The following is a 12,613-nucleotide window of genomic DNA, read 5'->3' on the forward strand; positions in this document are numbered from 1 at the left end:
GGCTCCGGGACGAGCGCGGGACGCCCCGCGTCGGAGGATCCCGGAGCCGCTCAGCTCAGTGCAGCAGGTGGGTGCGCAGGGCGTCGATCCGGTCCGGGGGAAGGCCGGCGCCGACCAGGTAGTCCGGTACCGACCCGTGCCGGTCGCGCAGCTCGGCCAGGAAGAGCGTCATCGCCTCGGCCGGTGAGGCGAGGAACGGGGCCGGCAGCGGCGGCTCGCCGGGCATGGCGCTGGCCAGCCACTCGCTGAACCGGGCCGAGGCGGCGGTGCTCCGGGCGTAGTCCTCGGCGATGTCCTCGTCGGCGACGCCGAGCACCGAGAGCACCAGCGCGCAGACCACGCCGGTGCGGTCCTTTCCGGCCACGCAGTGCACCAGCACCGGGGCGGCCTCGGCGTCGGCGATCACCTCGACCGCCGCCGCCAGGCCGGCCGAGCCGGTGCTGGCGAGGTCGTGGTACCGGTCGGCCAGCCAGCGGCCGAGCCCGACCTCCTCGGACCAACCGGCCGCCTCCCAGAGCGCGTGCTCGGGATGGATGTGCTGGTAGACCAGGCCGTCGTAGGCGGGCACCCGGCCGTGCTGGCGCACCTCGGAGGGCCGGCGCAGGTCGACCACGGTGCGGATGCCGAGCGCCTGGAACGCCTGCCGGTCGACGCCGTCGATCCGGTGCGGGGAGTCCGAGCGGTAGAGCCGCTCCCGGCGGACGAGTCGGCCGTCGAGTCCGGCCACACCGCCGACGTCCCGGAAGTTGAAGAGGGTTTCGAAGACCGCCGCCGTACGCGCCGAAGATCCGTCCACGTCCTCCACCGTAGTGCCCACCCGACAGCGCGCACCCGTGGGTTTCCGGCGTCCCGGACTCTGACCGGTGCCTCCTCGACGAAGACATCTGTCAGGGCCTTGCGCCGAGCGGACCGGCCAGCGGCGGAAGACGCCGCTGGCCGGCGGGACGGAAGCCCCACCGGCCAGACGACTGCGGGTCGCGCGTCACATGGCGCGGCCCGGCGGAATGCCCCAGCCCGAGGGGCCGTACGTCCCGCCGTAGTAGCCACCGAGCTTGTCCCGGTAGGCCGGGTCCTCGTGTGCGGCGCCGTCGAACTCCGGTGCGGCCTTGATCTGGTCCTTGCTCCGGTCGACGTACACCTTCCGGTCGTCGTGGTCGACGTGGTTCACCACGCCGGCCGGCAACATGACCTTCTTGCCGAAGATCCACGGACCGGTGTCCACCACCAGGTAGCTGGCGTTCACCTCGTGGCTGGCACTGTCGATCTTGCCAATGCCGCCGTCGGTCGCCTCCACCTTGTAGCCCACCAGGTCGGCGCCGGTCACCCCGGCCTCGTCCCGGTAACGCCACGGGTCGAAGTCGCCCCCGGGCGTGCCGCCCGCGAACGCTCCACCACCGCCGTGGATCAGAGGATCCGGCGTCTGCTGCGGGGTCGTCTGAGGATCGAGCCTGTCCACTGGCTATCACTCCTCTTCTCGACTGTCTCGACGTTCTCCGCTGTCGGAGACACATCTACCCGGGGTGATGGATTCCTACACCGCTTTTTTCCGGCGGCAGCGTGTTGGATCCCCCGCCACGGTCCCAGCCACCGTCGCGGCGGCGACCGGCCGGCTGCCCAACCGGGTCCCGAAGCCGCTGGTCGGGCCGGCCGGATCCCGCGATGTGGATTTTCCCTCCCACATCCTCGCGACCGTGGCACCATACGTTCCGTGACCTGCTCCGCACTCATTATTGGCAGCTAGCGCGCCGGCATCCTTCCCGCCGAGCGCGCAGACCTCCCGCATTCGCGGGGGGTCATTTTGTTTGTCGGGCCAGGAGGCACACACCGGAGCAGGGGCCGCGCCCTTGGTGAAGGAGATCAGATGACGTACCAGGTGTTCGACACGACGCTGCGCGACGGCGCGCAGCGGGAGGGGATCAGCTACTCGGTCGTCGACAAGCTGGCCGTGGCCCGGCTGCTCGACGAGTTCGGCGTCGGCTTCATCGAGGGCGGTTGGCCGGGGGCGATGCCGAAGGACACCGAGTTCTTCCGGCGGGCCCGCACCGAGCTGGACCTGAAGCACGCCGTCCTGGTCGCCTTCGGTGCCACCCGCAAGGCCGGCGTCGCCGTCGACGCCGACCCCCAGCTGCGCGCCCTGCTGGACGCGGAGACCCCGGCGGTCTGCCTGGTCGCGAAGTCCGACATCCGGCACGTCGAGCGGGCGCTGCGGACCAGCGCGGCCGAGAACCTGGCGATGGTCCGGGACAGCGTGGCGCACCTCGTCGCCCAGGGACGGCGGGCCTTCCTGGACTGCGAGCACTTCTTCGACGGCTTCCGGTACGACCCGGCCTACACCGCCTCGGTGGTGGAGACGGCGCTGGAGGCCGGGGCCGAGGTCGTGGTGATGTGCGACACCAACGGCGGGATGCTGCCCTCCCAGGTGACCGCCGCGATCCGCGAGCTGACCGAGCGGCTCGGCATCTCGCCGGCCCGGCTCGGCATCCACACCCAGAACGACACCGGCTGCGCGGTGGCGAACACCATCGCCGCCGTCGAGGCCGGGGTACGCCACTTCCAGGGCACCGCCAACGGCTACGGCGAGCGGCCCGGCAACGCCGACCTCTTCGCCGTGGTCGGCAACCTGCAACTCAAGCTCGGGCTACCGGTCCTACCGGACGGGTGCCTGGAACAGATGGTGCGCGTCTCGCACGCCATCGCCGAGATCGCCAACATCGCCCCCGACACCCACCAGGCCTACGTCGGGGCCGCCGCCTTCGCCCACAAGGCGGGGCTGCACGCGAGTGCGATCAAAGTGGATCCGCTGCTCTACAACCATGTGGACCCCGCCGTGGTGGGGAACGACATGCGGATCCTGGTGACGGAGATGGCCGGCCGGGCCAGCATCGAGCTGAAGAGCCGCGAGCTGGGTCTGGACCTGGCCGGCCATCCCGACACCGCCGCCCGGGTCACCAAGCGGGTGAAGGAGCTGGAGGCCGGCGGCTGGTCGTTCGAGGCTGCCGACGCCTCGTTCGAACTGCTGGTCCGCGCCGAGCTGCCCGGGATGACCGCGCCCCGGCCGTTCGCACTGGAGTCGTACCGGGTGCTGGTCGAACACCGCGAGGACGGCGCGGTCGTCTCGGAGGCGACGGTGAAGCTCCGGGTACGCGGCGAGCGGGTGATCGCCACCGCCGAGGGGAACGGGCCGATCAACGCCCTGGACGAGGCGCTGCGGATCGCGCTGCTGCGGCACTATCCGGAGCTGCGTGGGTTCGAGCTGGCCGACTACAAGGTACGGATCCTGGAGGGCAGCCACGGCACCGGTGCGGTCACCCGGGTACTCGTGGAGACGGCCGACAGTGCCGGCCGGGACTGGACCACTGTCGGCGTACACCCGAACGTGGTGGAGGCGAGTTGGCACGCGCTCGTTGACGCGTTGACGTACGGGATGGCGCGTACTCCGGCCGAGGTCTGAGCCCCGACGTCCGACGAACCCCGACGTACGGCCCCGCCGCGGTTACGACCGCGCGGGGCCGTCGCATTTCCGGGTGCCTTCGGGCCGGTGCGGCGCCGAAAGGCGGGAGTGGAACGTGAAATCTGAGAGTGGTTTGTGTTCTGAATTCGCGCACCGGCCCACGGGTCGAAGTTCAGGCCACTGTGGACGGCCCGGTCGGATGACACCCCTATTGACCTGCTGCTTTGCTGAATGCTATGTTCGCTCGTGGTTGTTGAGTGGCCACTCTAAGTAATATCTGCTGGTGAGCGCGGGGCTCCGGTCGGCGTCGATCGGGCGTTCAACGAGCGACACAATCGTGCGTCAACGACTTGACGCAGCCTCCACCTGTCCGGTTATCCGTCTTCGGGAACGTTGGCAGAAATTGTCGGGCATCCTGTTTCGGTCGTAAGTGGACGCGGGCGGAAGCGTACGTGGGAACGGGCGGAAACGTACCCGGAAAAGCAGGTCGACAGCTCGGCCATCTCCACAGTCGCCAGAGACCATCACCAACCTGGGTAAAAGAAAGAGATGACGTCATGGCCAGAATCTTCGGACGTAAGACGATCCTGCTAGCCGTCGGAGTGCTCGCGTTGACCCTCGCCGGTGGCGGCATCGCCGTCGCCGGGCCGGGCCACCGCACCGACCCCGACGCGGTCCGGGTCGCCGGCAAGGTGGTCCAGCAGCCGCCGGTGTCCCAGGCATCCATCGACCTGGCCAAGGCCGCGCTGCTCAAGGGTGACGCGGCCGTGCAGGCGTCGAGCGCGCAGCTCTTCGCCGTGGTGAGCGCCAACGGCGGGCTGATCCGTGGCAGCCAGGCGGTTACGGCGACCTCACTGGGTCTCGGCGTCTACGAGGTGGTCTTCAACGTGCCGGTGAACGCCGGGGCGTTCGTGGCCACGATCGGGTTGACCGGCAGCATCGGCACCTCGCCGTCGGGCCTGATCTCCGTGGTCGGCCGGACCAACCTGGCCCAGGGCGTGTTCGTGCAGACCTGGAACGCGTCCAACCAGCCGGCCAACCGGAGCTTCCACCTGGCAGTGTTCCTGCCCTGATCCCCCCGGTGTCCGCCGGCCTCCGTGTCCCGTGCGAACGGGCACGGAGGCCGGCGGCGTCCGATCGGGGCACCGGCCACGCCCGGTCAGCTGGCCGGCAGGGTCAACTGGCCGGCAGGGTCAGTTCGGCGAGTACCGGGCGGTGGTCGGAGCCGGGCAGCCGCAGTACCGCCACCCGGACGACGGCGATCCGCCGGTCCACCAGGACGTGGTCGATGGTCACCGGCGGGATCGGGTCGCCGTCGTACGGACCCCAGGTGCCGACCAGCCCGGCCCCGACCCGGTCGGCGGCGTCGGCGTACCCGGTGTCGAGCAGGTCGCGCAGTGGGGCGTGGTCCGCGGTGGCGTTGAAGTCCCCGGCCAGAATCCGCAGTGGACCGTCCATCGTGGCCGGCGGCTGGGCGCGCAGGTCCGCCCGCCAGTCCGCCAGCCAGTCCAGCGCGGCGGGCGCCATCGGGTGCACCGACTCCACCAGCGCCGCCGGCCCGCCCGGCGGCTGGACCGTCGCGTACGCCTGGGAGAATCCGCCGCCGTTGCGCCGGATGCCGGCGTCCCGGAGCGGATGCCGGGAGTACAGTGCCGAGCCGGTCGTGCCGACCTCGGGGTTGACCTGCCGGTGCGGCAGCAGCTCGGCCAGGCCGAGCCGGTCCAGCGCAGCCTCCGCCTCCGGGGTGAACTCCTGGGCGGCGAGCACGTCGACGCGTTCGTCCCGGACCAGCGCGACGAGCGTCGCCGGCTCGCCCGCCCCGGCCAGCAGGTTGGCGGTCAGCACCCGCAGCGGAGTGCCGTTGGCGGCCGGCTGCCGGTCCGGCAGCGCGCGGGGGGCGACCAGGACGACCAGGACGAGCGCCGCGACGGCCGCGGCGGACACCGTCCACCAGCGCCGGGCGGCGAGCGCCAGGCCGAGCGGAAGCAGCGTGCCGGGCAGCAGGTACGGGGTGAAGGCCAGCAACTGCACCAGCGGCCCGTACTCCAACCCGGCCAGTCGTGCCGCCAGCAGGCCGAGTACGGGCAGCAGCGACAGCCAGCAGAGTCCGGTCAGTACCCGTCGACCCGGTGTCCGTCGGCGCGTCCTGCCCGGTCCGGGCGGCTCGGTCCGGTCGGCCGGGTCGGGCGGCGACTGTCCCGGGGCGAGATCGAGGTCCACGCCGGGGACGGTAACGGTCCGATGTGCGCGGCCGGTGAAGAACGCGTGCCGGAGGTGCGGCTAGTTCGGGGTCGGCCAGGTGTTGTTGAGCACCCCGGTCAGCGCGTCGTACTGGTAGACGGTGGTCCGGTGCGGCCCGGCCGACTGGTGCTCCTTCACCTGGCTGACCAGTACGCCGATCTTCACGTGGTCCCGGCTGACCACCGAGCGCCACGGCACGCCGTCCCGGGACACGTCGACCTGGTGCGCGAAGTTCCCGTCCGGGGCGGTGATCGAGTAGCGCGGCCCGGCCGGCGGGTCGACGTCCAGGCCGCCGTCGGCCCGGATGGTGAGGGTGACCACCAGGTTGTTCTCCGGGTCGTGGATCTGTGCCGGGTCGCCGGCGTAGAAGCGGGAGCGGCCCTGGCCCTGGATGTCCATCCCGTTGTAGAAGGTCCGGCCCTGCGCGTCGACCCAGAAGTGCGGCACGTGCGCCCGGGGTGCCGAGTAGGTGAGGCCGGGATAGTAGGCGAGATGCCAGTGCGGCGGGTTGTCCGGGTGCAGCACGTTGTTGGTCTCGAAGCCCATCAGCGAGAAGAAGTGGCCCTTGCGCCGGGCCTCGGCGACCAGCCCGGAGTCCCGGAGCACCGCCTCGCTGGCGATCATGTAGTTGATCACCGCGCCGGCCTGTGCCGCCGGCCAGTCGACCCCGGTCCACGGCCCGGCCACCCGGTCCGGGTCGTTGTGCTCGATCCGCCAGTGCAGCCCGCTCGACGTGTCCGGGCTGAGCATGCTCCAGACCTGCACCGTCGCCTGGTTCGCGTTCACCGAGGACCAGGTCACCGGCAGGGTGAAACTGATCCGGTACGGCGCACCGGCGTGCCGGCGGATCGCCGGCCGGGTGTCGCTGGCGACCACCGAACCGACCCAGGTGCCCGGCCAGTCCACGGTGACCGTGACCGCCTCGCTGCGCGGCCCCCGGACGAAGGAGTAGAACTCGGCCCGGCTGGCCACCTGGGTCGCGGCGCCGGCAACGAGTTCGTAGCCGACCGGCAGGGTGATCCGCGGCGTACCGGGCTCCCCGGGGATCGCCTTGACCAGCCGGAAACCCGCGTAGCTCGGCGGCGGCACCGGGTCGGGGGCCGCCGCCGCGGGTGCCGCGAACGCCAGCACCGCGGCCGCCGCCAGCAGCATCGCCCCGCACCGTCGCAGCATCACAGTGCCTCCCCGTTCGTCCCGTCCCGGCGCGCCTGACGGCTTTGTGTACCGATGATTTTATTGGTACGACGGAGGTATTTGGTGCCACGAGTGGTGCCTGTGCCGGAACTTGTTCCGACGCCCGGATGGCCGGGGGTTTGCCGCTGGCGACCTCGGGAAGCCCGCACCGTGACGGACATGTCAGACACGGTGGCCACCCGCCCCAGTCCGGCCGGAACGGACGCCGGTGCCGAGCTGGAACAGGCCCTCTTCGAGGTCAAGCGGGTGATCGTCGGGCAGGACAGGCTTGTGGAACGGCTCTTCACCGCCCTGCTCGCCGACGGGCACTGCCTGCTGGAGGGCGTACCCGGAGTGGCCAAGACACTGGCCGCGCAGACCCTGGCAGTGACGGTCGGCGGACGCTTCTCCCGGATCCAGTTCACCCCGGACCTGGTGCCCTCGGACATCGTCGGCACCCGGATCTACCGGGCCTCGGCGGAGAGCTTCGACGTGGAACTGGGCCCGGTGATGGCGAACCTGGTACTCGCCGACGAGATCAACCGGGCACCGGCGAAGGTGCAGTCGGCACTGCTGGAGGCGATGGCCGAGCGGCAGGTCTCGATCGGCGGGCGCAGTTATCCGGTACCGGAGCCGTTCCTGGTGCTGGCCACCCAGAACCCGATCGAGTCCGAGGGGGTCTACCAACTCCCCGAGGCACAACGCGACCGCTTCCTGCTCAAGATCCTGGTCGACTACCCGAGCGACGCCGACGAACTGGCCATCCTCTACCGGATGAGCGCGGAGCGGCCCACCCCGCGGCCGGTACTCGACCCGCAGCGGCTGCGCGCGCTCCAGGACCGCGCCTCCCGGGTCTTCGTGCACCACGCCCTGGCCGAGTACGTGGTGCGGCTGATCCTGGCCACCCGGGACCCGGCCCGGTTCGGGGTGCCGGAGGTGGCGCCACTGCTCGCGTACGGGGCGAGTCCCCGGGCCACCCTCGGGCTGGTCGCCGCCGCCCGGGCCCAGGCGCTGCTGCGGGGCCGCGACTACGTACTTCCGGACGACGTACGCGACCTCGCCTCCGACGTGATCGCGCACCGGCTGGTGCTCTCCTTCGACGCGGTCGCCGACGGCGTGCCCGCCGAGGCCGTGGTACGCCGGCTGGTCGAGGCGGTCCCGCCGCCCCGGATCGCGCCGAGCCGCGAGGAAGCGCGCCGCAACCTGGCGGTCGCGTGAGCCGGCCCGGCGGGCCCGGACCGGGCCGGTTCACCGAGCCGACCCTGGGGCAGCTCGCCCCCGAGCACCGGCTGCGCCGGCTTGAACTGCTGGTCACCCGCCGGCTCGACGGGCTGCTGCACGGCCAGCACCTCGGCCTGCTTCCGGGGCCCGGCAGCGAGTTCACCGGCGCCCGCGAATACCGGCCCGGCGAGGACGAGGTACGCCGGATGGACTGGGCGGTCACCGCCCGGACCACCCTGCCGCACGTCCGCGAGGTGGACGCCGACCGGGAACTGACCACCTGGCTGCTCGTCGACTCCACCCCCAGCATGGACTTCGGCACCGCCGAGCTGGACAAGCGGGAACTCGCGGTGGCGGCGACGGCGGCGGTCGGCTTCCTCACCGCCGGCACCGGCAACCGGCTCGGTGCGCACCTGCTCGACGGCACCGGAATCCGCCGGCTGCCGGCCCGGACCGGCCGCACACACCTGCTGGGCCTGCTCAACCTGCTGCTCGCCGCACCCCGGCGGGACACCTCCGGCCCGGCCCCGTCGCTCGCCGACGCGGTGACCACACTGCACCGGGCCGCCCGGGGGCGGGGCCTGGCGGTGCTGGTCTCCGACTTCCTCGACGGGCTGCCGGACACCGAGGGCGGTACGCCGGACTGGGAGCCGGCCGTCCGCCGGCTCGGCGTACGCCACCAGGTGCTCGCGGTCGAGGTGGTCGACCCGCGCGAACTGGAGTTGCCGGACGTCGGGCTGATCACGCTGGTGGATCCGGAGACGGGCCGGCGGCGCGAGGTCAGCACGGCGGACCGGCGGCTCCGCGAGCGGTACGCCGCCGCAGCCGCCGGCCAGCGCGAACTGGTCCGGCAGGCGCTGCGCCGCTCGGGTGCCGCGCACCTGCCGCTGCGTACCGACCGGGACTGGGTCGCGGACGTCGTCCGGCACGTACACAGCCAGCGCCGGCTGGCCGGCGCGGGCCGCCCACCGACGGCAGCGGTACGGGGAGGCGCGGTATGAGCTGGCAGTCTCCGGAGCGGCTGCTGTTGCTGCTCGGCGTGGTCGGGCTCGGCATCTGGTATCTGCTGCTGCAACGCCGCCGCAGCCGGTACGCGGTCCGGTTCACCAACCTGCGGCTGCTGGACCGGGTCGCACCGGACCGGCCGTCCTGGCGCCGGCACCTGCCGGCCGGACTCTTCCTGGCGATGCTGGCGCTGCTCGTCGTCGGCTTCGCCAGACCCGAGGCGGAGGTCCGGGTGCCCCGGGAACGGGCCACCGTGATGCTCGCGGTGGACGTCTCCACCTCGATGCTCGCCACCGACGTCGAACCGGACCGGCTGGCGGCGGCGAAGTCGGCGGCGCACCGCTTCGCCGAGACGCTGCCGGACGAGTTCAACGTCGGGCTGGTCGCCTTCGCCGGCAGCGCGGCGGTACTCGTGCCGCCCGGCACCGACCGGTCGGCGCTGCACACCGGGATCAGGCGGCTCGCCGAAGGCAGTACCGGGGTGCAGGGCACCGCCATCGGAGAGGCGATCGGCACCTCGCTGGAGGCGATCCGGACCTTCGACTCGCAGGCCGCGAAGAACCCGCCGCCGGCCCGGATCGTGCTGCTCTCCGACGGGGCGAACACGTCCGGCCGCGATCCGATGGCCGCCGCCGACGAGGCGGTGCAGGTCGGCGTACCCGTGCACACGATCTCGTTCGGCACCGCCTCCGGTTACGTGGCCCGGGGCGGGCGGCCGATCCGGGTGCCGGTGGACGGCCAGACCCTGCGGGCGGTCGCCGAGCAGACCAAGGGCGGCTACCACGAGGCCGGCACCAGCGCCGAACTGCGCGCCGTCTACGAGGACATCGGCACCTCGGTCGGCTACCGCACCGAGAAGCAGGACATCTCCGCCCGGTTCATCGGCATCGGGCTGCTGCTGGCGCTGGCGGCGGCGGGCGGCTCGATGGCCTGGTTCTCCCGGCTGCCGTAGGCCGGACCGCCTGCGGCGTGGCCGGCCATGCCCCGATCCGACGAGTGGACTGACGAGGAGTGAGCTATGGCAACGCAGACCGGGCTCGGCGAACCCCGCGGCCCATGGTTCATCTCACCGCAACTCGAACCGGACGGGCGCCGGCTTCCCGGAGTACCCGACGCGGGGGTGGTCGACCGGGATGCCCGGCGGCGCCGGGCGCTGCTCGCCGCACTCGCGGTGGTCGCGCTCTCGGTCGGCTCCGGCGGCCTGGCCGGCGGCTGGGTGGCCAGCCAGGCGCCCCCGGGAGAGCGGGGCAGGGCGGCGCAGGCCGCCGTACCGGCCGACCTGGTGGCCGCCGCCGCCCGAGTGGTGCCCGGCGTCGTCTCGGTGACGGTGGCCGGCGACGGCAGGTCGGCCAGCGGCTCCGGGTTCGCCATCGACGACATGCAGCACGTCGTCACCAACGACCACATCGTGGCCCGGGGCGGCGGCGGGGAGCCGGACGCGGCGGTGATGGTGGAGACCTCGGACGGCCGGCAGTTCCCGGCCCGGCTGGTCGGCCGGGACTCCAGCAGCGACATCGCGGTACTCCGGGTGCCGCCGTCGGTCGGACTGACGGCGCTGCCGCTGGCCAGGCCGGGCGCCACCCGGGTCGGCGAACCGGTGCTCGCGGTCGGTTCCCCGCTGGGGCTGGCCGGCACGGTGACCGCCGGCATCGTCAGCGCGCTGGACCGGCAGGTGAAGCTGGGCGACAACCGGCACAGCGCGGTGCAGACCGACGCCTCCATCAACCCGGGCAACTCCGGCGGCCCACTGGTCAACGCCCGGGGCGAGGTGGTCGGGGTGAACACCGCGATCGCCACCATCGACGGCAGCGGCTCGATCGGGATCGGGTTCGCCATCCCGATCGAGCAGGTGCAGCAGACCGCGGACACCATCATCGGCAAGGGCGGCTGAGGGCCGTACGGTTGACGCCATGGCACCCCTGACCATCCGGCCCGGCCTCGTCATCCCGGAGGCGGAACTGACCTGGCGGTTCTCCCGGTCCAGCGGTCCGGGTGGGCAGGGCGTGAACACCACCGACTCCCGGGCCGAACTCTCCTTCGACGTGGCGAACTCGACGGCGTTGCCGGAGCGGCTGCGGGTGCGGGCGCTGGACCGGTTGGCCGGCCGGCTCGTCGACGGCGTGCTGACGGTGTCGGCGTCGGAGCACCGCGCCCAGTTGCGCAACCGGGAGGCCGCGCAGGCCCGGCTCGCCGCGCTGCTGGCCGACGCGGTCGCGCCGCCACCGCCGCCGAGACGGGCGACGAAGCCGAGTCGCGGTGCCAAGGAGCGCCGGCTCGCCGAGAAGAAGCGCCGCGGCCAGCTCAAGCAGTCGCGCCGCCGCGACGACGCGGACTGACGTCCGCCCGGCCGGCCTCCCGGTGTCCGTGCTCCGGCCGGTGTCGTGGTGGGCCGCTCAGACTCAGGAGGTCAGGGCGGTGAGGGCCAGGTCGACGTCGTGCCCGGTCGAGTAGAGGTGGAACGAGGCGCGTACCCGACCGGCCCGGACCGCCGCCCGGACCCCGGCCGCGGCCAGCTTCTCCGCCGCACCGGGGACGTCGACGGTGACGATCGCGCTGTCCCGGTGCGGCTGGCCGAGGCCGGCCAGGAACCGGTTGGCCAGCCCGACGTTGTGTTCCCGGACCGCCGGCAGGCCCACCTCGACCAGGAGTTCCAGGGCCGGGGCAGCGCCCACGAAGCAGAACCAGGCCGGCGAGAGGTCGAATCGGCGGGCGTCGTCGGCCAGCCGCAGCGGCGGTCCGTAGTAGGAGGCGTGCGGGTCGGAGCCGGCGTACCAGTTGGCGGCCAGCGGGGTGAACCGGTCCCGGACCCGGGGGCTGAGGAAACCGAAGGCCGCGCCGCGCGGTGCCATCAGCCACTTGTACGCCCCGACCGCCACCACGTCGGCCCGGCCCGCCTGGAACGGCAGCCAGCCGCAGCCCTGGGTGGCGTCGACCACGGTCAGTGCGTCGTGCGCCTCGGCGGCGGCCAGGATCTCGTCGTACCGGGCGACGGTGCCGTCCGCCGACTGCACCAGGCTGAAGGCGACCAGGTCGGTGTCGGCGTCGACCGACTCGGCGAGCCGGTCGAGCGGCACGGTCCGGACCCGGACGCCACGGTCGGTGTGCACCAGCCAGGGGAAGAGGTTGGAGGTGAACTCCACCTCCGGCACCAGCACGGTGGCGCCGGCCGGAAGTGCGGCGCCGACCGGGGCGAGCAGCTGGGAGACGGTCGCTCCGACTGTCACGTCCTCGACGGGTACTCCGACCAGCCGGGCGAAGGCGGCCCGGGACCGGGTGGTCGACGCGTCCCAGCCCTCCCAGGAGGTACGCCCGGTGCGCCAGTCGGCGAGGGCGGCCTGGAGCGCTTCCCAGGCCGGCTCCGGCGGCAGGCCGTAGCTGGCGGTGTTCAGCCAGCCCGGCTCCGGTTTCCACAACTGCCGCGCCTGGTCGAGATCCACTCGACAAGCGTAGTCCTGCCGTCCACCGGTCTGTAACGATGATTACAGCTCGGCGGTAGCACTGCTCATGGAACCGGTTGTATCG

General features: G+C 72.6%; 12 protein-coding genes. 7 read left to right on the forward strand and 5 right to left on the reverse strand.

What is annotated here, in order from left to right; all coding sequences use genetic code 11:
* Window positions 1-55: 55 nt before the first annotated feature.
* The gene (locus O7626_RS06005) at window positions 56-796 is read right to left on the reverse strand and encodes a tyrosine-protein phosphatase (RefSeq protein WP_278060056.1); all 741 of its coding nucleotides are present in this window, start codon (window positions 794-796) and stop codon (window positions 56-58) included.
* A gap of 186 nt (window positions 797-982) precedes the next feature.
* Window positions 983-1,456 carry a PRC-barrel domain-containing protein gene (locus O7626_RS06010; protein ID WP_278060058.1) on the reverse strand — a complete coding sequence of 158 codons (474 nt, stop codon included), beginning with the start codon at window positions 1,454-1,456 and terminating at the stop codon, window positions 983-985.
* A gap of 405 nt (window positions 1,457-1,861) precedes the next feature.
* On the opposite strand from O7626_RS06010, the gene cimA reads away from it, so the two are divergent.
* Window positions 1,862-3,451, forward strand: coding sequence for a citramalate synthase (gene cimA, locus O7626_RS06015; RefSeq protein ID WP_278060060.1), 1,590 nt, complete (start codon window positions 1,862-1,864; stop codon window positions 3,449-3,451).
* 557 nt (window positions 3,452-4,008) lie between these two features.
* The gene (locus tag O7626_RS06020) at window positions 4,009-4,524 is read left to right on the forward strand and encodes a hypothetical protein (RefSeq protein ID WP_278060062.1); all 516 of its coding nucleotides are present in this window, start codon (window positions 4,009-4,011) and stop codon (window positions 4,522-4,524) included.
* A 103-nt stretch (window positions 4,525-4,627) separates the two neighbouring features.
* On the opposite strand, the gene O7626_RS06025 is transcribed toward O7626_RS06020, so the two are convergent.
* Together O7626_RS06025 and O7626_RS06030 are read right to left on the reverse strand one after the other, a co-directional pair.
* Window positions 4,628-5,566 carry an endonuclease/exonuclease/phosphatase family protein gene (locus O7626_RS06025; RefSeq protein WP_278066069.1) on the reverse strand — a complete coding sequence of 313 codons (939 nt, stop codon included), beginning with the start codon at window positions 5,564-5,566 and terminating at the stop codon, window positions 4,628-4,630.
* Window positions 5,567-5,731: 165 nt separating this feature from the next.
* Complete coding sequence (locus O7626_RS06030) at window positions 5,732-6,868, reverse strand: hypothetical protein (RefSeq protein WP_278060064.1); 1,137 nt, start codon at window positions 6,866-6,868, stop codon at window positions 5,732-5,734.
* A 168-nt stretch (window positions 6,869-7,036) separates the two neighbouring features.
* Between O7626_RS06030 and O7626_RS06035 the strand changes: the two genes are divergently transcribed.
* From O7626_RS06035 to arfB, 5 genes are all read left to right on the forward strand, one after another.
* Window positions 7,037-8,083 (forward strand): AAA family ATPase, encoded by a 1,047-nt coding sequence (locus tag O7626_RS06035; RefSeq protein ID WP_278060066.1) that lies wholly within the window; start codon window positions 7,037-7,039, stop codon window positions 8,081-8,083.
* Entirely contained in the window at window positions 8,080-9,087 is a 1,008-nt protein-coding gene (locus tag O7626_RS06040) for a DUF58 domain-containing protein (RefSeq protein ID WP_278060068.1), read from the forward strand. Before O7626_RS06035 ends, O7626_RS06040 begins: the two co-directional genes overlap by 4 nt.
* A complete protein-coding gene (locus O7626_RS06045) occupies window positions 9,084-10,043 on the forward strand; it encodes a VWA domain-containing protein (protein WP_278060070.1) in 960 nt (319 codons plus the stop codon). The genes O7626_RS06040 and O7626_RS06045 overlap by 4 nt, the downstream gene beginning before the upstream one ends.
* Before the next feature lie 66 nt (window positions 10,044-10,109).
* Window positions 10,110-10,982, forward strand: a complete 873-nt coding sequence (locus O7626_RS06050; protein ID WP_278060072.1) for a trypsin-like peptidase domain-containing protein — start codon at window positions 10,110-10,112, stop codon at window positions 10,980-10,982.
* Between the two features lie 19 nt (window positions 10,983-11,001).
* A complete protein-coding gene (gene arfB, locus O7626_RS06055; protein WP_278060074.1) occupies window positions 11,002-11,427 on the forward strand; it encodes an alternative ribosome rescue aminoacyl-tRNA hydrolase ArfB in 426 nt (141 codons plus the stop codon).
* A 63-nt stretch (window positions 11,428-11,490) separates the two neighbouring features.
* On the opposite strand, the gene O7626_RS06060 is transcribed toward arfB, so the two are convergent.
* On the reverse strand, window positions 11,491-12,528 hold the full coding sequence (locus O7626_RS06060) for an aminotransferase class V-fold PLP-dependent enzyme (protein WP_278060076.1): 1,038 nt from the start codon (window positions 12,526-12,528) through the stop codon (window positions 11,491-11,493).
* Between the last annotated feature and the right edge of the window lie 85 nt (window positions 12,529-12,613).

Origin of the sequence: Micromonospora sp. WMMD1102 (genome assembly GCF_029626265.1) — a bacterium.
Classification (GTDB): Bacteria; Actinomycetota; Actinomycetes; order Mycobacteriales; family Micromonosporaceae; genus Plantactinospora.